17 protein-coding genes are annotated in these 20,336 nt (G+C 67.0%); 9 read left to right on the top strand and 8 right to left on the bottom strand.

Annotated elements, in window-relative coordinates:
• Positions 1-81 precede the first annotated feature (81 nt).
• Positions 82-1,884 carry a flavin monoamine oxidase family protein gene (locus F3J45_RS22990; protein WP_167068384.1) on the bottom strand — a complete coding sequence of 601 codons (1,803 nt, stop codon included), beginning with the start codon at positions 1,882-1,884 and terminating at the stop codon, positions 82-84.
• A gap of 278 nt (positions 1,885-2,162) precedes the next feature.
• Here F3J45_RS22990 and F3J45_RS22985 point away from each other — a divergent pair, with 278 nt between their 5' ends.
• Positions 2,163-3,569 carry an adenosylmethionine--8-amino-7-oxononanoate transaminase gene (locus F3J45_RS22985; RefSeq protein ID WP_167068381.1) on the top strand — a complete coding sequence of 469 codons (1,407 nt, stop codon included), beginning with the start codon at positions 2,163-2,165 and terminating at the stop codon, positions 3,567-3,569.
• A 156-nt stretch (positions 3,570-3,725) separates the two neighbouring features.
• Positions 3,726-4,448: a 16S rRNA (uracil(1498)-N(3))-methyltransferase gene (locus F3J45_RS22980; RefSeq protein WP_167068377.1), complete on the top strand. Its 723-nt coding sequence runs from the start codon at positions 3,726-3,728 to the stop codon at positions 4,446-4,448.
• A gap of 5 nt (positions 4,449-4,453) precedes the next feature.
• Here the strand turns inward: F3J45_RS22980 and F3J45_RS22975 are convergent, their stop codons facing one another.
• The 7 genes from F3J45_RS22975 to pilG form a co-directional block, all read right to left on the bottom strand.
• Positions 4,454-5,071, bottom strand: coding sequence for a hemolysin III family protein (locus tag F3J45_RS22975; protein WP_167068374.1), 618 nt, complete (start codon positions 5,069-5,071; stop codon positions 4,454-4,456).
• Positions 5,072-5,151: 80 nt separating this feature from the next.
• Positions 5,152-5,625, bottom strand: a complete 474-nt coding sequence (locus F3J45_RS30155) for a chemotaxis protein CheW (RefSeq protein WP_167068369.1) — start codon at positions 5,623-5,625, stop codon at positions 5,152-5,154.
• The gene (locus F3J45_RS22965) at positions 5,618-10,507 is read right to left on the bottom strand and encodes an Hpt domain-containing protein (RefSeq protein WP_167068365.1); all 4,890 of its coding nucleotides are present in this window, start codon (positions 10,505-10,507) and stop codon (positions 5,618-5,620) included. The genes F3J45_RS30155 and F3J45_RS22965 overlap by 8 nt, the downstream gene beginning before the upstream one ends.
• A gap of 9 nt (positions 10,508-10,516) precedes the next feature.
• Positions 10,517-12,577, bottom strand: a complete 2,061-nt coding sequence (locus tag F3J45_RS22960) for a methyl-accepting chemotaxis protein (protein ID WP_167068362.1) — start codon at positions 12,575-12,577, stop codon at positions 10,517-10,519.
• 11 nt (positions 12,578-12,588) lie between these two features.
• The gene (locus F3J45_RS22955; RefSeq protein ID WP_167068359.1) at positions 12,589-13,143 is read right to left on the bottom strand and encodes a chemotaxis protein CheW; all 555 of its coding nucleotides are present in this window, start codon (positions 13,141-13,143) and stop codon (positions 12,589-12,591) included.
• Complete coding sequence (gene pilH, locus F3J45_RS22950; protein ID WP_167068356.1) at positions 13,140-13,505, bottom strand: twitching motility response regulator PilH; 366 nt, start codon at positions 13,503-13,505, stop codon at positions 13,140-13,142. The genes F3J45_RS22955 and pilH overlap by 4 nt, the downstream gene beginning before the upstream one ends.
• A 47-nt stretch (positions 13,506-13,552) precedes the next feature.
• Positions 13,553-13,954, bottom strand: a complete 402-nt coding sequence (gene pilG / locus F3J45_RS22945; protein WP_167068353.1) for a twitching motility response regulator PilG — start codon at positions 13,952-13,954, stop codon at positions 13,553-13,555.
• Between the two features lie 298 nt (positions 13,955-14,252).
• On the opposite strand from pilG, the gene gshB reads away from it, so the two are divergent.
• The 7 genes from gshB to F3J45_RS22910 all read left to right on the top strand — a co-directional run bounded on the left by gshB (position 14,253) and on the right by F3J45_RS22910 (position 20,304).
• On the top strand, positions 14,253-15,206 hold the full coding sequence (gene gshB, locus F3J45_RS22940) for a glutathione synthase (protein WP_167068350.1): 954 nt from the start codon (positions 14,253-14,255) through the stop codon (positions 15,204-15,206).
• Between the two features lie 91 nt (positions 15,207-15,297).
• The gene (locus F3J45_RS22935; RefSeq protein ID WP_167068347.1) at positions 15,298-16,203 is read left to right on the top strand and encodes an energy transducer TonB; all 906 of its coding nucleotides are present in this window, start codon (positions 15,298-15,300) and stop codon (positions 16,201-16,203) included.
• A 234-nt stretch (positions 16,204-16,437) separates the two neighbouring features.
• Entirely contained in the window at positions 16,438-17,007 is a 570-nt protein-coding gene (locus F3J45_RS22930; protein WP_167068344.1) for a YqgE/AlgH family protein, read from the top strand.
• Positions 17,007-17,444 (top strand): Holliday junction resolvase RuvX, encoded by a 438-nt coding sequence (gene ruvX, locus F3J45_RS22925; RefSeq protein ID WP_167068342.1) that lies wholly within the window; start codon positions 17,007-17,009, stop codon positions 17,442-17,444. Before F3J45_RS22930 ends, ruvX begins: the two co-directional genes overlap by 1 nt.
• A 55-nt stretch (positions 17,445-17,499) precedes the next feature.
• On the top strand, positions 17,500-18,018 hold the full coding sequence (gene pyrR / locus F3J45_RS22920) for a bifunctional pyr operon transcriptional regulator/uracil phosphoribosyltransferase PyrR (RefSeq protein ID WP_167068340.1): 519 nt from the start codon (positions 17,500-17,502) through the stop codon (positions 18,016-18,018).
• 13 nt (positions 18,019-18,031) lie between these two features.
• On the top strand, positions 18,032-19,036 hold the full coding sequence (locus tag F3J45_RS22915; RefSeq protein WP_008099987.1) for an aspartate carbamoyltransferase catalytic subunit: 1,005 nt from the start codon (positions 18,032-18,034) through the stop codon (positions 19,034-19,036).
• Entirely contained in the window at positions 19,033-20,304 is a 1,272-nt protein-coding gene (locus F3J45_RS22910) for a dihydroorotase (protein WP_167068337.1), read from the top strand. Before F3J45_RS22915 ends, F3J45_RS22910 begins: the two co-directional genes overlap by 4 nt.
• Positions 20,305-20,336: the final 32 nt, after the last annotated feature.

Genomic DNA, 20,336 nt, shown 5'->3' with positions numbered 1-20,336 from the left:
CTCCTACATGGACAATGGTATCGAATGTAGGAGCGGCGGTGCGGCGACCCGACTTGCCCCGCGAAGGGGCCAGTGCAGGACTCAGCCTGCCTTGGCCTGGGAATCGCTGGCAGGCTTCTTGGCCGGCGCAGACTTGACCGTCGCCTTCTTCGGCTCGACTGCCTTGTGCGCCTGTTTGGCTGCGGGTTTGGCCGCCGGCTTGTGCGCCGGGGCGTGCTTGGCCGGTGCCGCCTTGGTTGCGGCAGGCTTGGCCGGTTCTTCCTTGGCCACCGCTTCCGGTGCAACCGGTGCAGGGGCTGCAGCAGGTGCAGGGGCTGCAGCAGGTGCCGGCGCAGGCGCTGGCGCTGCTTCTACCGCCTTGGCCACCGGTTCTGCCTTCACTTCAGGCTTGTCTGCCCCGCCGAACAGGCGCGAGAAGAACCCCGGTTTTTCCTGCTTGGCAGCCACTGCGCCCGCGGTTGCGGTTGCCGCTGCGGCCACTGCCGCGGCTTTGGCCGGGTCGAACGACTTGCCGGCCAGCAGGTCCTGCACTTGGCCGGCGGCACGCTGGCCACTGCGCAGGGCGCCTTCGAGGGTGCCTGGGTACAGCGCGTCGGTGTGCTCGCCGGCAAAGGCGATACGCTGCACCGGGCGCTCCCACAGGCGCCAGTACTTGCTGATCTGCCCTGGGCCGTAGGCCAGGTAGGCGCCACCGGTGCCGGCATCGACGCTGTAGCGCTTGACCTCGTAACCGGTGAACGCACCCCGGGCCTGCGGGTAGAACGCATGCAGGCGGATCAGCACCTGGTCGACCATCTGCTTGTCGCCAAACGCCTGCAGCAGGCGGGCGTTGTCACCGGAGAGGTTGATCACCACGTTCGCGCCGCCCTTGAGCGCTGGCTCGATCCACAGCATGCCAAGGCCTGTGTTGCTGAAGATTTCACCCGACATGCGCGCACGGCTTTCCCATACCGGCTGCTTGAACTTGAGCATCAGCTGGTCGCGCCAGCCGTAGTTGGTGCTCTTGAGCGCCGCCAGGTGCTGGGCGTCCAGGCCCGGGGTGATCTGGATCTTGGCCAGGGCGCGCAGCGGCACGGCCATGACCAGGTAATCGGCCTGGTAGCCGACGCTACCGACCTTGACCGTGACGCCGTCCTTGTCCTGGACGATGGCGGTCACCGGCGAGCTGGTCTTGATGGTCTTGAGCTGCTTGACGAAGGCCTGGGCCAGTACCGGGCTGCCGCCAGGCAGGCGCGCGGCGCGCAGGTCGCGGTCGCTGACGCCACGGTAAACGCGGTTCTGCTGGGCGAAATACAGCAGCGACAGGCGCGACGGTTCATCGTAGCGGGTACGAATCTGCTGGTTGACCAACTGACGCGCAGTGGCCGGCAGTTGCAGCTTGTCGAGCCAGGTGGACACGTTCATCTGGTCAAGGGCGAACAGGGTGCTGGTGGCCTGCGGGTTGAGCGGGTCGTCGATCGAGCGGGCCAGGTCGTCGAGGGTTTTCTCGTAGCGCTTGAGGGCTTCGGCGGTGGCCGGCTGCTTGGTGGCAAGGTCCGTGGCGCTGAAGTATTCTCCGTCGATCAGGTAACCGGGGGTACGCACGAATTCCGGTGCTGGCAGGGTATCGAGCTTGAAGCGCTCCAGGTACTGGTTGAGCACCGGCTGGGCCTTGCCGTTGCCGATCCACTCGCTGGTGGCCAGGCCCGAACGCCCGCCCATGCCCGCCTTGGCTTCCAGCAAGGTCACCTGCCAGCCCTTGTTCTGCAGCTCGTAGGCGGCGGTCAGGCCTGCCAGGCCGCCACCCACCACGATCGCCGTGGGTGTCTTGTCCTTCGCCAGTGCCCCCGCGCTGGACACACCGATCAATACCAACGCGCACAGGCGCACCCAAGCAGCAGCCATGTCGGCGAACTCCGAGTTGAAATTACAGGAATGAGAAGAGGCAGGAATGCCCCGAGAGCGATGCGCTAAGAATACGTCAGCTATTGAGGGCCTGCCAGCACGGCGATATCAAGTGCCTCAGGCAACAGGAAATTTTATTTTTGCCACAGGTTTCGGCCAGCAGTGCAGCGACGGCGCCGCGCACCTTGGCCGCCTTTGGCCGGCAACGGTTGTCCTGCCCCCTGGCTTTGCTTAGGCTTACAGGTTCGAACCACGCCGCAACGCCAGGAGAAGTGCCCATGGGCCTCAACGATCAGTGGATGCAACGCGACCTGAAGGTCCTGTGGCACCCCTGCACCCAGATGAAAGACCACGAGCAGCTGCCGCTGATCCCGATTCGCCGGGGCGAAGGCGTGTGGCTCGAGGACTTCGACGGCAAGCGTTACCTGGATGCGGTGAGCAGCTGGTGGGTCAACGTGTTCGGCCATGCCAACCCACGCATCAACCAGCGCATCAAGGACCAGGTCGACCAGCTGGAACACGTGATCCTGGCAGGTTTCAGCCACCAGCCGGTCATCGAGCTGTCGGAGCGTCTGGTGGCCATGACGCCGGCGGGGCTGGACCGGGTGTTCTACGCCGACAACGGCTCGTCGTGCATCGAAGTGGCGCTGAAGATGAGCTTCCACTACTGGCAGAACATCGGCAAACCGGCGAAAAAGCGCTTCGTCACCCTGACCAACAGCTACCACGGCGAAACCATCGCCGCGATGTCGGTGGGCGACGTGCCACTGTTCACCGAAACCTACAAGGCCTTGCTGCTCGACACCCTCAAGGTGCCCAGCCCAGACTGCTACCTGCGCCCCGAGGGCATGGGCTGGGAAGAACACTCGCGAAACATGTTCGCGGCCATGGAGCAGACCCTGGCCGAGCACCATGAAAGCCTTTCGGCGGTGATCATCGAGCCGCTGATTCAAGGTGCCGGCGGCATGCGCATGTACCACCCGGTGTACCTCAAGCTGCTGCGCGAAGCGTGCGACCGCTACGACGTGCACCTGATTCACGACGAAATCGCCGTGGGCTTCGGCCGCACCGGCACGATGTTCGCTTGCGAGCAGGCCGGCATCCGCCCGGACTTCCTGTGCCTGTCCAAGGCCTTGACCGGCGGTTACCTGCCGCTGGCCGCCTGCCTGACCACCGACAAGGTCTACCAGGCGTTCTACGACGACTACCCAACCCTGCGCGCGTTCCTTCACTCGCACAGCTACACCGGCAACCCGCTGGCCTGCGCCGCTGCCCTGGCGACTTTGGACATCTTCGAGCAGGACAACGTGATCGAGGCCAACAAGGCCCTGGCCACGCGCATGGCCAGCGCCACCGCGCACCTGGCAGAGCACGCCCATGTTGCCGAAATTCGCCAGACCGGCATGGCCCTGGCCATCGAGATGGTCCAGGACAAGGCCACCAAGGCCGCCTACCCCTGGCAGGAGCGGCGTGGCCTGAAGGTGTTCGAGCACGCCCTGACCCGCGGCGCCCTGCTGCGCCCACTGGGCAGCGTGGTGTACTTCCTGCCGCCGTACGTGATTACCCCGGAGCAGATCGACTTCCTCGCCGAGGTGGCCAGCGAAGGCATCGACATCGCCACCCGCGACAGCGTCAGCGTGGCCGTGCCCGCCAATTTCCACCCCGACTTCCGCGACCCGGGCTAAGCCCCAAGCGACATGCCAGTCCCCGGTAGGAGCGACCGAAGGTCGCGATGGGCTGCAAGGCAGCCCCCTGGCACCTCTACTTAGCCATGTGGCCCTTTCGCGACCTTCGGTCGCTCCTACCAGGGGCTGTGCCCACACCTTATTTCGAGTTGAACCATGAGACTGTCCCGCTTCTTCATCGACGCCCCCTTGAGCCTTGGCGAGCACGACCTGCCTGAAGCCCAGGCCCATTACATTGGCCGCGTGCTGCGCATGGCCCCCGGCGACGCCGTGCAACTGTTCGACGGCAGCGGCCAGGAATTTCTCGGCCAGTTGCTCGAAGTCGGCAAGAAGACCGTGCGTGTAAGCCTCGACCAGGCCCTGCCTGGCCAGGCCGACTCGCCCCTGCACGTGCACCTCGGCCAGGGCCTGTCCCGTGGCGAGCGCATGGACTGGGCGATCCAGAAGGCCACCGAGCTGGGCGCCAACGCCATCACCCCGATCGTCAGCGAACGCTGCGAAGTGCGCCTGAAGGACGAACGTGCCGACAAGCGCCTGGCCCACTGGCGCCAGGTGGCGATCAGCGCCTGCGAACAATGCGGCCGCTCGACCCTGCCGGTGATTCACCCGCCGCTAACCCTGGCCGAATGGCTCAAGGCCACCGAGGCTGACCTCAAGCTGGTGCTGCACCCGGTGGCCGAGCCGCTGACCAGCCACCAAAAGCCCGCGAAACTGGCCTTCCTGATTGGCCCCGAAGGCGGCCTGAGCGATGCCGAAGTGGACCAGGCCAAGGCCGCCGGCTTCCACGCCGCCCGCCTCGGCCCGCGCGTGCTGCGCACCGAAACCGCCCCCGTGGTGGCACTGTCGGTGGCCCAGCAGCTGTGGGGCGATTTTTCCTGACGCGGCTAACGCACGTAGAACGATACCGCCACGAAGTGCAGCAGGCTGCCGACGATCACGAACAGGTGCCAGATCCCGTGGGCATGGCGCAAGCGGCTGTCGAGGGCGAAGAAGATGATGCCGACGGTGTAGAACACGCCGCCGGCCGCTAGCCAGGCGAAACCGGCGCTGCCCAGGGTATTGAGCAACGGTTTGACCGCCACCAGCACCACCCAGCCCATCACCGCGTAAATGATGATCGACAGGATGCGTGCCTCGGAGCGCGGTTTGATTTCCTGCAGCATGCCGATCACCGCCAGGCCCCAGACCACGCCAAACAGGCTCCAACCCCAGGGGCCGCGCAGGCTCACCAGGCAGAACGGGGTGTAGCTGCCGGCGATCAGCAAGTAGATCGACAGGTGGTCGAGCTTGCGCATGATCACCTTCGCCCGGCCACGGGTGCTGTGGTAGAGGGTGGAGATGCTGTAGAGCAGCAGCAAGGTGCTGCCGTAGATGGAGAAACTGACGATTTTCCACGGGTCGCCCTGCAGGCCCGCGACCACGATCAGCCAGATGGCACCGATACAGGCCAGGACGGCACCGACAAGGTGGGTCCAGGCGTTGAAGCGTTCACCGTAATACATGCAGACACAGACCTCCTGATCCGGGCTGGGTTCCTGTAGGAGCGGGCTTGCCCCGCGAAGAGGCCCTCAACCCAAACATCCTACCCAAGCGCAGATTGCAATTGCGCGTCACGCACCAACCGTTCAAGCCCCGCCAGATCCGGCACCCGTGCCACCTGCTCGCCCACCTGCACCGCCGCCAGCTCCAGGCTGCCCAGCGCCACATCCACGTAGTTGAGCTGGCTGTCGAGCTTGCACGAGCGCGGTATGTCCTGCAGCAGCACCGCCAGGTAGCGCAGCCCGGTATCGCCCAGGGCATTGAGCACCACGATGCGCGCCCGCTCGCCACACGGCGTCTCGCCGCCACAGGCGGCCTCGAAACCAATCAGCGGCAGGTGCTGCTGGCGCCAGTCGATCCAGCCCAGGTGCCAGCCCGGCTCGCCGCGCTGGCACACCAGGTTGCGCTGGCCAATCAGTTCGGCCACCGCCACATTGGGCAACACCAGGGTGCGGTCACCCAGGGGCAGCAGCAACCCCGTGAGGCTGCTGCGCTGCCCGGCAATCAGTTCAAGCATGGCTGTGGCTCCAGTGGGCGATGCTCTGCAGCAGCACCGACTCCTGATAGGGCTTGCCCAGGTAGTCGTTGACGCCAATGGCCATGGCCCGGTCGCGGTGCTTCTGCCCGGTGCGCGAGGTAATCATGATGATCGGCAAGTCCTTCAGGCGCTCGTCGCGGCGAATGCGGGTGGCCACTTCGAAGCCGTCCATGCGCGGCATTTCGATGTCCAGCAACAACACATCGGGCCGGTGTTCTTCCAGCAGGGCCATGGCGTCGACCCCGTCCTTGGCGGTCAGCACGCTCATGCCGTGGCGTTCGAGCAGGCGGCTGGTGACCTTGCGCACGGTCACCGAATCGTCCACCACCATCACCAGCAAGGCCCGCCGCGGCGCCGGGCCGAACAGCGTTTGCTGCACGCCACTGCCACCCGGCAGGCGCGCCAGGCGCCGTTGCTGGCCGCGCAGCTGGCCCAGCAGGTCGAGAATCAGCACCACCCGGCCATCGCCGAGCAACGTCGCGCCGGACAGCCCGGCCACCGCGGCGAACTGCGGCCCAAGGCTCTTGACCACGATCTCGCGGCTGGGCGACAGGCTGTCGGCCTGGATGGCGAACGACTGCTCCTGGGAATGCACCAGCAACACCGGCAGCGGCACGCTCTGCCCCAGCAGCACCGGCCGTGGCACCCCCTGCAGCAGCTCGCCCAGGTAGCGCAATTCGTATTCATGCCCGGCATACACGTAGCGCGGCACGTCGAGCTGGTAGCAGGCCGCCAGTTCCGCCGGCGGCACGCGGACGATGCCTTCGATGGTGTTGAGTGGGATGGCGTACTGCTCCTCGCCCACATGCACCATCAAGGCGCGGTTGATCGACACGGTGAACGGCAGGCGGATCAGGAAACGGGCGCCCTTGCCCGGGGCCGACTCGATGGTCATCGAGCCGCCCAGTTGCTTGACCTCTTCGTGCACCACGTCCATGCCCAGGCCACGCCCGGAAATCTGGGTGATCTTCTCTGCCGTGGAAAAGCCCGGGCGCAGGATGAACTGCAGGATCTCGTGGTCGCTCAGCTGCGCCTGCGGGTCCAGCAGGCCACGTTTGATTGCCTTGCGCCGCACCGCTTCCAGGGGCACCCCCGCGCCATCGTCGGTCATCTCGATGACGATGTCGGCGCCCTCGTGCAGCAGATTCAGGTGGATGGTGCCCTGCTCCGGCTTGCCAGCCGCCAGGCGCGCCTCACGCGCTTCCAGGCCATGGTCGACGGCGTTGCGCAGCATGTGCTCCAGCGGCGCGACCATGCGTTCGAGCACGCTGCGGTCCAGCTCGCCCTCGGCATTGCCCACCACCAGTTCAACCTGCTTGCCCAGCTCGCTGGCCACCTGGCGCACCACCCGCTGCAGGCGCGGCACCAGGCGCTCGAAGGGCACCATCAAGGTCGCGGTCAAGCCTTCCTGCAACTGGCTGTTCACCCGCGCCTGCTGCTGCAACAGGCTGTAGGCCTCCTGGGCGCGCTGGGCCAGTGTTTCCTTCAGGTCGAGCAGGTCGGAAGCCGACTCGAACAGCGCCCGCGACAGCTGCTGCAGCTGGGAGTGGCGGTCCATTTCCAGCGGGTCGAAGTCTTCGTAGGCATCGCCCTCGAAGGCTTGGCGGCTGCTGATCCGGCCCTGGGTTTCGATGTCCAGGCGCAGCAGCTGGTCGCGCATGCGCTCCAGGGTGGTTTCCATCTCGTTGAGGGCGAACTGGGCATCGTTGACCTGCTGTTCGATGCGCCCGCGAATCACCGAGTGCTCACCGGCCAGGTTGCCCAGGTCGTCGAGCAGTTCGGCGTCGACCTTGACCATGTCGCCGGGCGCCCGCTCCGGCGCTACCGCCGGCGCCTCGGCAGGTGCGCTGTCGGCCTGCACCTGCCCGGCGGCGCTGTCGGTCAACGCGGCGCTGCTGAAGTTGCGGATGTAGTCGATCAGCGCGGTGGCCGCGTGCAGCGGCTGGCCCAGGCGCACCGCGTCGAGCATGTGCGCCAGCCGGTCGTGGCAGTTCTGCAGCAGGGCGAATAGCGCAGCGCTCGGCGGCAGGCGGCCGGCGGCGAGCAGTTCGTAAAGGAATTCCAGCTCGTGGGCCAGGTCGCCGATGGCGGCGATTTCGACCATGCGCGCGCCGCCCTTGAGGGTGTGCAGGTCGCGCAGCAGGTTCTCCACCTCGACGCTGCTGCGCGGGTCGGCCTGCCAGCGCGCCAGGGCGGCGGCGGCGCTTTCGACGATGTCCGAGCTTTCTTCGAGGAAGACTTCCAGCAGTTCCTTGTCCCCGGGGCTTTCGGCCTCTTCGGCCGGCTCAGGCAGCCCATCCAGCGGGGTGACCGCATCACGGCTCACCAACCCTGTGGCATCCGGCGCCAGGGCGCCGTCGAGCAGGTGGCGCAGGGCGTCCACGCAGTCTGGGCGCGGGGTGATTTCCTGCCCGGCGGCCACTTCGTCGAGCATGTCCAACAACGCATCCAGGGTTTGCTGGACGGCGGTGAAAAAGCGCGCACTGGCGCCCAGGCTGCCTTCTTCCACTGCGCCGCAGAGGTCGAGCAGCGCCTCGCACACGGCATCCATTTGCCACAGGTCGGCCAGGTGCGCGGCATGGCCGAGGCTGGTCAGCGCGTCGAGCAGGGTGTCCAGCGGCTCGCGCTGGGCCGGTTGCTGTTGCCAGCGAGACAGCAGCGACTCGGCATCGAGCAGGATGTCCATGGCCTGGGCCAGGAAGCTTGCGATCAACTGCGGGTCGCGCTTGCCGCGGCGCCCGGCATGGGGTTCGGCGTGCAGGCTGGCCAGGCGCAGGTCCACGGCCTCGCCAACCAGCTCGATCAACTGCACCGCGCCAGGAATCGCCGCCAAGGGCGAGCTGCCCAGCTGCGCCAGGCCCTGGCGGAACAGGCCGTGGGCCGCCTGCAGCCACTGCAGCTCCGGCGCTTGCAAGGGCAGCTGGTGGCTGCGGTACTCGCGCACCAGGCGGTCGAAAGCGGTGGCCAGCTCGGCGATGGGCATGACCCCGGCCATGGCCGCGCTGCCCTTGAGGGTGTGCAGGGCGCGCTGCAGGGCATCGTTGACCTCGCAATCCTGGCCGCCTGCGGCCTGCAGGAACGTCGCCAGGCTGGCCAGGTGGCCCTGTGCTTCATTGCGGAAGATATCCAGCAGCTGTGGGTCGAGGCCATCGATCTCGGCTGGCGCCGGGCTGTCATTTTCGGCCAGGGCATGCAGGTGCGCCGCCAGCTGTTCGATTTCACTGAGCTGCGGCAGCTGGCCGGCTGCGAAGTCGGCGAGCAGGTCCGGCAGGTGGACGAACACCCGCTGCAGCGCCACCACGCCTTCCGGGCTCAGGGCAATGCGCCCTTCGAGCACACGGTTGAGCAGGTGCTCACCGCCCCAGGCCAGTTCCGCCACCGCTTCGGCATGCACCATGCGCCCGCTGCCCTTGAGCGTGTGCAGGTCGCGGCGCACGTGCACCAGGGCATCATTCAGGCGATTGTCGGCGCGCCAGCGCAGCCAGTGCCGTTCGATCTCCGGCAGCAACTCGCCGGCTTCTTCGAGAAACACCTCGCGCAGCTCATCGTCGATGCCGTCGCTGCCAGGCTCGCAACCACCCTGCGGGCCGGCGTGGGTACAGGCCACGCCCAGTGCGGTCAGGCTGGCACGGGCCATGTCGAGAAAGGGCTGGGCGTCGGCCAGTGGGTCGGCGACGCGCCATTGCAGGTAGCACTCGGCGGCGCTCAAGGCTTCGGCCAGGTGGGTCAGGTCCTGCGCGGGTGGCTCCACGTCCAGGTGCTGCAGCCAGCCCAGCACATAACCTGCGCAGCCGCCGAACACTTCGGCAGCTGCCGGCAGCATCAGCATCGCCAGCGCCCCACGCACCTGCTGCAGCAAGCCCGGCAAGGGTTGCAGGCGCTGGCGTGGCCAGCCGGACTCCAGGCAATCGCCGATCAGGTCCTTGGCCTGTTGCAACACATTCAGCGACTCGTTGAGCACCAGCTGGCGAATCTCCGCCAGGTCCGAACCCGGCAGGCTGCCGGCGCCGCCCTCCTCCAGCGGCAGCACCATGCCGTTGAGCGTGGCCTCGACGTACAGCAAGGCACCGGCCACATCCATCAGCACCGCGTCATCCACCGCCCGTTCGCCCTGGGCCAGCGCCTGCAAGGCCAGTACCTGGTCGATGATGACCCGCCGTGGCTGCTGGAAGCCCAGCACGGCCAGGGTGTCGGCCACATGGCGCAAGGGCGCCAGCAGCGCATCCAGTTCTTCGTTGTGCTGGCGGTCGCCGCGCACGAACTGGTCCAGGCGCTCCTTGATGCGCACCAGGTCATCGCACAGGGCGGTGATTACCGAGCGCAGGGCGTCGCGGCCGGGGCCTGCCTGCAGCTGCTCGCGCCAGTTGCCCAGCGACAGGTCGAGGTTGGCCAGGTCGTCGTCACCGGCAAAGCGCTGGGCGGCGCCGCTGATCAGGCTGGCCTGGGCCAGGGGCTCGACACCGCGGCAGGCGCGCAGCTGGTTGAGCAGCGGCAGCATCACCAGCGGCAGGTCATGGCGCGCACCACGCAGCCGCTCCAGGTACGACGGCAGCTGCTCAAGGCCGCGGAACAACGGGCCCAGGCAGTCGCCTCGCGGGCTGACCTGGCCGTCGGCCAAGGCCCTGGCCAGCAGCTCCAGTTCCTCGGCCAGGCGCGTGGCGCCGCTGAGTTCGAGCATGCGCAGGCAGCCATGCACCTGGTGCAGGTTGTCCACCACGAAGGCCAGGATCGACGGGTCGCCGGTTTCCCCGGCAAAGCGCTCCAGGGCCTGGCGCGCCTGGCCCAGGCAATCGAGGATGGCGGCCCGGGTCCAGGCCAGGGCCACGGTGTCGTGGCGCTCGGGGGTGACGGCAGCGGCCATGGGCGCTCCTCAACTGCGCTCGGCAGGTGCCGGCAGGGTAAAACCGGACACCGACCGGCGCATCTCGCTGGCCATGCGCGCCAGGTGGCGGATGCTGTCGGCGGTGGCGCCGGAGCCTGCGGAGGTTTGCGCGGTGATCTGCTGGATCACCGCCATGGTGTGGGAAATCTGCCCGGCCGAGGAGGTCTGCAACTGGGCCGCATCGGAGATGCTGTGGATCAGCTCGGCCAGGTTCTGCGACACACCCTCGATCTCGGCCAATGCAACGCCGGCATCCTGGGCCAGGCGGGCGCCGCGTACCACTTCGGCGGTGGTCTGCTCCATGGAGATCACCGCCTCGTTGGTGTCGGCCTGAATGGTGCGCACCAGCGCCTCGATCTGCCGGGTGGCCGAAGACGAGCGCTCGGCCAGGCGTTGCACTTCGTCGGCCACCACGGCAAAGCCGCGCCCGGCCTCACCGGCCAACGAGGCCTGAATCGCCGCGTTCAGGGCAAGAATGTTGGTTTGGTCGGCAATGTCGTCGATCAGGCTGACGATATCGCCAATTTCCTGGGAAGACTCACCCAGGCGCTTGATCCGCTTGGCGGTGTCCTGAATCTGCTCGCGGATGTTGTCCATGCCGTTGATGGTGTTGTGCACCACCTCGTTGCCCTTGTTGGCAATGGCCACCGAGCGCTCGGCGACCTTGGCCGACTCGTAGGCATGGGCCGACACCCGGTCGATCGACTCGACCATGTCGCCCACCGCCTCGGACGCCTCGCTGATCTGCTCGGCCTGATGCTCCGAGGCCTTGGCCAGCTGGCGGGCGGTGTTCTGCGTGTCCTGCACCGCGGCTGCCACCTGCTCGGCGCTGTGGTTGATGGTGGCCACCAGGTCGCGCAGCTGGTCGACGGAGTAGTTGATCGAATCGGCGATGGCGCCGGTAAAGTCCTCGGTGACCGACACGGTCACGGTCAGGTCGCCATCGGCCAGCTCTTCGATTTCATCGAGCAGGCGCATGATCGCCTGCTGGTTGCGCTCGTTCTTCTCGGCGGTTTCATGCAACTGGCGGTGGGTGGTGCGCACCATCACCAGGCCAATGAGGATGATCGAGGCCAGCGCCAGCAGGCCCAGAACGTAACCCCCCACGGTGTCGAGGGTACGCCCGCCGGCCAGGTTCTCGAAGCCGTTGGCCAGGTGCGAGGCCTCGTCGAGCAGGGTTTGCGACAGGCTGAAGATGTTGCTGGCCGCCTCGCGCACGCGGTACAGCTCGGGCGAGGTTTCGAGGATTTCATCCACCGAGCCCGCCACGAACTGGAACAGCTCGGCAATCTCGGCCAGGCGCGCGCGGGCATCGGCGTCCTCGACACGGGTTACCTGGATGGCCGGGTTGCCGCCGAGCATGCCTTCGAGCACCTGGCCGAAGCGGCTGGCGTCGCGGCCAAAGCTGTCGGCGGCCTGGGCGGCGCTGTCGTCGCCGGCCAGCACGGTGTTGACCGAACCGAGAATACGCTCGGCAAGCAGCAACTGGCGCTGGGCCACCACCACCTGGTTGGCCGGGGCGCCGCTCTGCAGCAGGATCTCCACCACTTTTTCGTACTCGACCTGCAACTGCGGCACGGTTTCGGCCAGGGTCGCCGCCACCTGGTGCAACGACAACACGGTCTGTTCGCTGGCGAGGATAGTGTCGGTGTTCTTGCGCAGGTTTTCCCAGTCCTGGCGCACGGTTTCCATTTCATCGCGCACCGCCACCGGGGCCGGGGGCAGGCCGGTGGACTTGTCGCCTTCGCGCAGGTAGCTCCAGCGGCGCTCGAAGTCGTTGCGCGCATCGGACAGCAGCTTGAAGGCCAGGGCCTTGCCGGCTGCGGCCTCGGTAGCGTTCTTGGCGATGCGCTGGGACAGCACGCGCAACTCGCCGGCGTGGCCGATGTACTGCTTGTCGTGGTTGGCCTGGGTATTGAGGTAGGCGAAGTTGGCAAACAGCAGGATGATCGACAGGATCAGGATCACGAACAGCACGGTGATCTGCACGATGCTGCGCGTGCGGGGGGTCATGCTGGCGGGGGCGACGGGGGTGGCCGGCTTGTTCACGTTCGAAAGTCCTATAGCGCCACGTCAAGAAAGCCCGGCGCCTGGGCCAGGGCGAAGGGGCTGAAGATCGCCCAGGTGCGTTCACGCGCGAAATGCCCCTGAACGAAGCGGGCGGCGGCACGCAGCAAAGGCTGCGGCGGCGACAGTTGCAGGCTGCTCAGGGCGAAATGCTGCAGGCCCAGCACTTCGTCGACCAACAGGCCAACGAACAGGTCTTCATGGTCCAGCACCAACACCCGCCGCTGCTTGCCGGGTGCGGCCGGGCCCAGGCCGAAGAAGCTGCTCAGGTCCATCACCGGCAGCAGCCGCCCACGCAGGTTGGCCACCCCGCACACCCAGGGCTGTACCCCAGGCACCCGGCTGCTGCGCGGCTCGCGCAGCACTTCGGCCACCTCACCCATGGGCGCGACGAACCACTGCCCGGCGATGCGAAAGCCGATGCCGCTCCAGTGCTGCAGGCGGGTGTCCTGCGGTGGCTGGTCGGCCACCAGCAGACGGCAGCGCCGGTCGATGTCCAGCAACAGTTCGAAGGCGGTCAGCGACGCGCCTTGCGGGCGGGTGGTCAAGCGCCCAGCACTTCTTTGAGCTTGGCGATCAGGGCGTCCTCTTCCACCGGCTTGGTGAGGAAATCACGGGCACCCTGGCGCTGGGCCCAGATGCGGTCGGTTTCCTGGTCCTTGGTGGTCACCACCACCACCGGAATGCCGGCGGTTTCCGGGTTCTTGCTCAGCTGGCGGGTGGCCTGGAAGCCATTCATGCCGGGCATGACGATGTCCATCAGCACCGCATCGGGCTTTTCCTGCAGGGCCAGGGCCACGCCGTCGGCACCGTTGTCGGCCTTGAGCACCTGGTGGCCGTGCTTTTCCAGCCATTCAGTCAATCTGTACATCTCTGTCGGCGAGTCGTCGACAATCAGAACGCGGGCCATGCTGGTTCCCCATCAGGACATTGAAGGCCGCGCCGGGCGGGGCGCGGTCAGGTTGCGGGTTGTTCGAGCGCGACGAAACCAGGCACGTGGGCCCTGATCGCGTCGAGCAGTTCTTCCTTGCTAAAGGGTTTGGTCAGGAACTGGTCGGAACCGACCACCCGGCCACGGGCCTTGTCGAACAGGCCATCGCGCGACGACAGCAGGATCACCGGGATGTCCTTGTAGGCGCTGTTGTGCTTGATCACGGCGCAGGTCTGGTAGCCGTCCAGGCGGGGCATCAGCACATCGACGAAGATGATCTGAGGCTGTTGGTCGACGATCTTGGCCAGGGCATCGAAGCCATCGCTGGCGGTGACCACCTCGCAACCGGCCTCGCCGAGCAACATCTGCGCGGTGCGGCGGATCGTGCGGGAGTCGTCGATCACCATCACCTTCAGGGGTTGTTCCATGTTTTGCGCTACCGTCGCTGTTTGATGCTGAAAGCCCGAGGCCGCTTCGCGCCCCTTTCGCGACACAAGGCCGCTCCCACAAGAATCACGCCGAACCCTGTGGGAGCGGCCTTGTGTCGCGAAAGGGCTGCGCAGCAGCCCCAAAGGCCTGTTGTACAGCACTGTGACTGGCATTTTTAGCACACTCCGGGTGCCCGTTCCATCTGCCGCGCCCCTTGACCTGCGGCGCTCACAGCGCCACCCTGAGCCACTTTTCTTTCGATCGACCGCGGCCACCGGCCGCCAGAGGAACCACCCCATGAGCGTTCGCCTCGGCATTGTCATGGACCCCATCGCGTCCATCTCCTACAAGAAGGACAGTTCGCTGGCCATGCTGCTGGCGGCCCAGGCCCGTGGCTGGGAGCTGTTCTACATGGAGCAGCACGACCTCTACCAGGGCGAGGGCAAGGCCCGCGCGCGCATGCGCCCACTGAAGGTGTTCGCCGACCCGGCGCGCTGGTTCGAGCTGGGCGAGGAACAGGACGCCCCGCTGGCCGAGCTGAACGTGATCCTGATGCGCAAGGACCCACCGTTCGACATGGAGTTCGTCTACAGCACCTACCTGCTGGAGCAGGCCGAGGGCGAAGGCGTGCTGGTGGTCAACCGCCCGCAAAGCCTGCGCGACTGCAACGAAAAACTGTTCGCCACGCTGTTCCCGCAGTGCACGCCGCCAACCCTGGTCAGCCGCCGCCCGGACATCATCCGCCAATTCGCAGCCCTGCATGGTGACGTGATTCTCAAGCCGCTGGACGGCATGGGCGGCACCTCGATCTTCCGCCACCGGGCCGGCGACCCCAACCTGTCGGTGATCCTGGAAACCCTGACCGCGCTGGGTGCCCAGCAGATCATGGCGCAGGCCTACCTGCCGGCAATCAAGGACGGCGACAAGCGCATCCTGATGATCGACGGCGAGCCGGTGGACTACTGCCTGGCACGTATCCCGGCCAGCGGCGAAACCCGCGGCAACCTGGCTGCCGGTGGGCGTGGCGAAGCGCGCCCGCTGACCGAGCGCGACCGCTGGATCGCCGCCCAGGTCGGCCCGACCCTGCGGGCCAAGGGCCTGCTGTTCGTCGGCCTCGACGTGATCGGCGATTACCTCACCGAGATCAACGTCACCAGCCCGACCTGCATCCGCGAGATCGATGCGGCCTACAACACCGATATCGGTGGCAAGCTGATGGATGCCATTGATCGCCAGCTCAAGGCGCGCTGACCGCCAACACAGAGCAAATGCACGGAGTGGGGTATGATGCCGGTCCTTTTCGACTGAGCCACTGCCCCGCTTCGCAGTTGCTGGATACCCGATGACGCTGCCTGCCGACATCCCCGCCGACCTGCTGCCACCCCGCGTTCGCCCGGTGGACAGGCTTGGCTTTACCCTGTTCCTGGCTGCCCTGGTGCACCTGGCGCTGATCCTCGGCGTGGGTTTCAGCGTGGTCAAGCCTGCGCAAATCCGCCAGACCATGGACATCACCCTGGCCACCTTCAAGAGCGAGAAAGCGCCCGAGAAGGCCGACTACCAGGCCCAGGACAACCAGCAAGGCAGCGGCACCCTGGAAAAGAAAGCGGTGCCCACCACCACCGAGGTGGCGCCGTTCCAGGACAGCAAGATCAACAAGGTGACCCCGCCGCCGGCTGCCAAGCCTGAAGTGGCGCCGCCACCGGTGCCGCAGAAGTCCGCCGTGGCCACCCAGGCGGCCAAGGCGCAGAAGGTCGAGCCCAAGCCCAAGGAAAGCAAGCCACAGCCCAAGCCGGCCGCGGCCACGCCGGATTTCGACAGCTCGCAGCTGTCGAGCCAGATCGCCAGCCTTGAGGCGGAGCTGTCCAACGAGCAGCAGATGTACGCCAAGCGCCCGCGCATCCACCGCCTGAACGCCGCCTCGACCATGCGCGACAAGGGCGCCTGGTACAAGGAAGAATGGCGCAAGAAGATAGAACGGGTGGGTAACCTCAACTACCCCGACGAAGCGCGTCGCCAGCAGATCTACGGCAGCTTGCGGATGATGGTGTCGATCAACCGCGATGGCTCGCTGTACGAAGTGCTGGTGCTGGAGTCTTCCGGGCAGCCGGTGCTGGACCAGGCGGCCCAGCGTATCGTGCGCCTGGCGGCGCCGTTCGCACCGTTCACCGGCGACCTGGCCGAGTTCGACCGGCTGGAGATCATCCGCACCTGGCGTTTTGCCCGTGGGGACCGTTTGTCCAGTAATTGATTGGGGGCGCTGTGCGCAGGGCTTGCAGCATGGGGTGGCGCGGATATCGAGCGCCGCCCGCGCGGCGCATCGCGAGCTGCGCTCGCTCCTACGTTTGTTTCGGGCCAATCATCCCCCGGCCCTACGCGCACTGTGTAGGAGCGAGCGCAGCTCGCGATGCGCCGCACAGCGGCGCCCTCCCAGACCGGCGATGACACCTTGTCAGCCTCGCCACCTGGCGCCACACTATCCCCCATGAAAACCCTCACCCCGAGCTACCTCAAGCACCAGTTCCTGATCGCCATGCCGCACATGGCCGATCCGAACTTCGCCCAGACCCTCACGTATATCGTCGAGCACAACGCCAATGGCGCCATGGGCCTTGTGGTCAACCGACCGCAGGAGCTGAGCCTGGCCGACATCCTCGAGCAGTTGCGCCCGGACGAAACGCCGCCGGCCAGCACGCTGCAGGTGCCGATCTACCAGGGTGGCCCGGTGCAAACCGACCGCGGGTTCGTGCTGCACAGCAGCGAATGCAGCTTCCAGGCCACCGTGGCCCTGGAAGGGCTGTCGCTGACCACCTCGCAGGACGTGCTACTGGCCATCGCCGCCGGTGTAGGGCCCAAACAAAGCCTCATTACCCTCGGCTATGCCGGCTGGGAAGCAGGCCAGCTGGAAGCGGAACTGGCCGATAACGCCTGGCTCAACTGCCCGTTCGACCCGGAGATCATCTTCGGCCTGAACAGCGACCTGCGCCTGGACGCCGCCGCCGCAAGCCTGGGGATCAACCTCAGCCTGCTGACCAGCCAGGCGGGCCACGCCTGATGGCCGAACAGACCCCTACGCTGCGCCTACTGCTGGGCTTCGACTACGGCAGCAAGCAGATTGGCGTGGCCGTGGGCCAGGTCATCACCGGCCAGGCCCGCGAGCTGTGCACCCTCAAGGCGCAGAACGGCGTGCCGGACTGGGCCCAGGTGGAAAAACTCATCAACGAGTGGAAACCCGACGCCATCGTCGTCGGCCTGCCGCTGAACATGGACGGCACCCCCAGCGAAATGAGCGCCCGCGCGGAAAAATTCGCCCGCCGCCTGAACGGCCGCTTCAACCTGCCCGTGCACACCCACGACGAACGCCTGACCACCTTCGAGGCCAAGGGCGAACGCCTGGCCCGCGGCGGCCAGCGCGGCAGTTACCGCGACAACCCGGTCGATGCCATTGCCGCTGCCCTGCTGCTGCAAGGCTGGCTGGAGGCCAATACCTGATCTTTCCGCGTCCACGCCGGGGCAACCACACCCCGGCGCCCCCAGGAGATACGCAATGAGCCTACCCAATCCCGCCGAGCTGATCCGGCAGATGGCTGTCGACCTACGCGCCCATCTGGCCCGCCGCGCCATCAGCGAACCCCGCTACATCGGCATCCGCACCGGCGGCGTCTGGGTTGCCCAGGCCCTCCAGGAAGCCATGGCCGACCAGAGCCCGCTGGGCACCCTGGACGTGTCGTTCTACCGCGACGACTTCAGCCAGAACGGCCTGCACCCGCAAGTGCGCCCGTCGGAGCTGCCGTTCGAGGTGGAAGGCCAGCACCTGGTGCTGGTCGACGACGTGCTGATGAGCGGCCGCACCATCCGCGCCGCGCTCAACGAACTGTTCGATTACGGCCGCCCGGCCAGCGTCACCCTGGTCTGCCTGCTCGACCTGGATGCCGGCGAACTGCCGATCCGCCCCAATGTACTCGGCGCCACCCTGTCGCTGGCCGCCCATGAACGGGTAAAATTGACCGGGCCCGCACCGCTCGCCCTCGAGCGCCAGGACCTCGCTTCCGCTTCCGCCCTTTAAGAGTCCCCTCGCGATGACGCCAATCGACGCCAAGCGCCCGCTGCAGCTCAATGACCAGGGCCAGCTGCGCCACTTCCTCTCGCTCGACGGTTTGCCCCGCGAACTGCTCACCGAGATCCTCGACACCGCCGACTCGTTCCTCGAAGTCGGCGCCCGGGCCGTGAAGAAAGTCCCGTTGCTGCGCGGCAAGACCGTGTGCAACGTGTTCTTCGAGAACTCGACCCGCACCCGCACCACCTTCGAACTGGCCGCCCAGCGCCTGTCCGCCGACGTGATCAGCCTGAACGTGTCGACCTCCTCGACCAGCAAGGGCGAAACCCTGTTCGACACCCTGCGCAACCTCGAAGCCATGGCCGCCGACATGTTCGTCGTGCGCCACTCCGACTCGGGCGCCGCGCACTTCATTGCCGAGCACGTGTGCCCGGACGTGGCCGTGATCAACGGCGGTGACGGCCGCCACGCGCACCCGACCCAGGGCATGCTCGACATGCTCACCATCCGCCGCCACAAGGGCAGCTTCGAGAACCTGTCGGTGGCCATCGTCGGCGATATCCTGCATTCGCGCGTGGCTCGCTCCGACATGCTCGCGCTCAAGGCGCTGGGCTGCCCGGACATCCGCGTGATCGGCCCGAAAACCCTGATCCCGATCGGCATCGAGCAATACGGCGTGAAGGTGTACACCGACCTCGCCGAAGGCCTCAAGGACGTCGACGTGGTGATCATGCTGCGCCTGCAGCGTGAGCGCATGGCCGGTGGCCTGCTGCCCAGCGAAGGCGAGTTCTACCGCCTGTTCGGCCTGACCACCGCGCGCCTGGCCGGCGCCAAGCCCGACGCCATCGTCATGCACCCTGGCCCGATCAACCGCGGGGTCGAGATCGAATCGGCGGTGGCCGATGGCAAGCACTCGGTGATTCTCAACCAGGTCACCTACGGCATCGCCGTGCGCATGGCGGTACTGTCCATGGCCATGAGCGGGCAGAACGCGCAACGTCAATTCGACCAGGAGAACGCCCAGTGACCATCAGCATTCTTGGCGCCCGGGTGATCGACCCTGCCAGCGGCCTGGACCAGGTCACCGACCTGCACCTGGACGGCGGACGCATCGCTGCCATCGGCGCCGCGCCTGCAGGCTTCAGCGCCAGCCGCACGATTCAGGCCGACGGCCTGATTGCCGCCCCTGGCCTGGTCGACCTCGGTGTGTCGCTGCGCGAGCCGGGCTACAGCCGCAAGGGCAGCATCGCCAGCGAAACCCGCGCCGCCGTGGCCGGGGGCGTCACCAGCCTGTGCTGCCCGCCGCAAACCAAGCCGGTGCTGGACACCTCGGCAGTGGCCGAGCTGATCCTCGACCGCGCCCGCGAGGCCGCCAACAGCAAGGTCTACCCGATCGGCGCCCTGACCAAGGGCCTGGAAGGCGAGCAACTGGCCGAACTGGTGGCCCTGCGTGACACCGGTTGCGTGGCCTTCGGCAACGGCCTGAAGGAAATCCCCAACAACCGTACCCTGGCCCGTGCCCTGGAATACGCGGCCACCTTCGACCTGACCGTGGTGTTCCACTCCCAGGACCGCGACCTGGCCCAGGGCGGCCTGGCCCACGAAGGCGCCATGGCCAGCTTCCTCGGCCTGCCCGGCATCCCGGAAAGCGCCGAAACCGTGGCCCTGGCGCGCAACCTGTTGCTGGTGGAACAGAGCGGCGTGCGCGCCCACTTCACCCAGATCACCAGCGCCCGTGGCGCCCGGCTGATCGCCCAGGCCCAGCAGTTGGGCCTGCCGGTGACCGCGGACGTGGCGCTGTACCAGCTGATTCTCACCGACGAATCGCTGCGCGAGTTCTCCAGCCTGTACCACGTGCAGCCGCCCCTGCGTACCGCCGCCGACCGCGACGGCCTGCGCGAGGCGGTGAAGTCGGGGGTGATCCAGGCGATTTCCAGCCATCACCAGCCCCACGAGCGCGATGCCAAGCTGGCCCCGTTCGGTGCCACCGAACCGGGTATCAGCAGCGTCGAGCTGTTGCTGCCGCTGGCCATGACCCTGGTCGAGGACGGCCTGCTCGACCTGCCGACCCTGCTGGCGCGCCTGAGCAGCGGCCCGGCCAAGGCGATGCGCCTGCCGGCCGGCGAGCTGAAAGTGGGCGGCGCTGCGGACCTGGTGCTGTTCGATGCCAAGGCCTCGACTATTGCTGGCGAGCAATGGCTGTCGCGCGGCGACAACTGCCCGTTCATCGGCCACTGCCTGCCGGCGGCCGTGCGTTATACCTTGGTCGATGGCCACGTCTGCCACGAGGCCTGACCGGCAACGCACGCTGCTTCAGGTAGGAGCGA

The sequence above is a fragment of the Pantoea sp. Ap-967 genome, assembly GCF_011752565.1.
GTDB lineage: Bacteria > Pseudomonadota > Gammaproteobacteria > Pseudomonadales > Pseudomonadaceae > Aquipseudomonas.
This window is presented reverse-complemented; position numbering and strand designations above follow the sequence as displayed.

What these genes read in the sequence shown, in the direction of transcription:
- F3J45_RS22990 (WP_167068384.1), bottom strand. Translation starts at nt 1,884, where the DNA reads ATGGCTGCTGCTTGGGTGCGCCTGTGCGCGTTGGTATTGATCGGTGTG.
- F3J45_RS22985 (WP_167068381.1), top strand. Translation starts at nt 2,163, where the DNA reads ATGGGCCTCAACGATCAGTGGATGCAACGCGACCTGAAGGTCCTGTGG.
- F3J45_RS22980 (WP_167068377.1), top strand. Translation starts at nt 3,726, where the DNA reads ATGAGACTGTCCCGCTTCTTCATCGACGCCCCCTTGAGCCTTGGCGAG.
- F3J45_RS22975 (WP_167068374.1), bottom strand. Translation starts at nt 5,071, where the DNA reads ATGTATTACGGTGAACGCTTCAACGCCTGGACCCACCTTGTCGGTGCC.
- F3J45_RS30155 (WP_167068369.1), bottom strand. Translation starts at nt 5,625, where the DNA reads ATGCTTGAACTGATTGCCGGGCAGCGCAGCAGCCTCACGGGGTTGCTG.
- F3J45_RS22965 (WP_167068365.1), bottom strand. Translation starts at nt 10,507, where the DNA reads ATGGCCGCTGCCGTCACCCCCGAGCGCCACGACACCGTGGCCCTGGCC.
- pilH (WP_167068356.1), bottom strand. Translation starts at nt 13,505, where the DNA reads ATGGCCCGCGTTCTGATTGTCGACGACTCGCCGACAGAGATGTACAGA.
- pilG (WP_167068353.1), bottom strand. Translation starts at nt 13,954, where the DNA reads ATGGAACAACCCCTGAAGGTGATGGTGATCGACGACTCCCGCACGATC.
- gshB (WP_167068350.1), top strand. Translation starts at nt 14,253, where the DNA reads ATGAGCGTTCGCCTCGGCATTGTCATGGACCCCATCGCGTCCATCTCC.
- F3J45_RS22935 (WP_167068347.1), top strand. Translation starts at nt 15,298, where the DNA reads ATGACGCTGCCTGCCGACATCCCCGCCGACCTGCTGCCACCCCGCGTT.
- F3J45_RS22930 (WP_167068344.1), top strand. Translation starts at nt 16,438, where the DNA reads ATGAAAACCCTCACCCCGAGCTACCTCAAGCACCAGTTCCTGATCGCC.
- ruvX (WP_167068342.1), top strand. Translation starts at nt 17,007, where the DNA reads ATGGCCGAACAGACCCCTACGCTGCGCCTACTGCTGGGCTTCGACTAC.
- pyrR (WP_167068340.1), top strand. Translation starts at nt 17,500, where the DNA reads ATGAGCCTACCCAATCCCGCCGAGCTGATCCGGCAGATGGCTGTCGAC.
- F3J45_RS22915 (WP_008099987.1), top strand. Translation starts at nt 18,032, where the DNA reads ATGACGCCAATCGACGCCAAGCGCCCGCTGCAGCTCAATGACCAGGGC.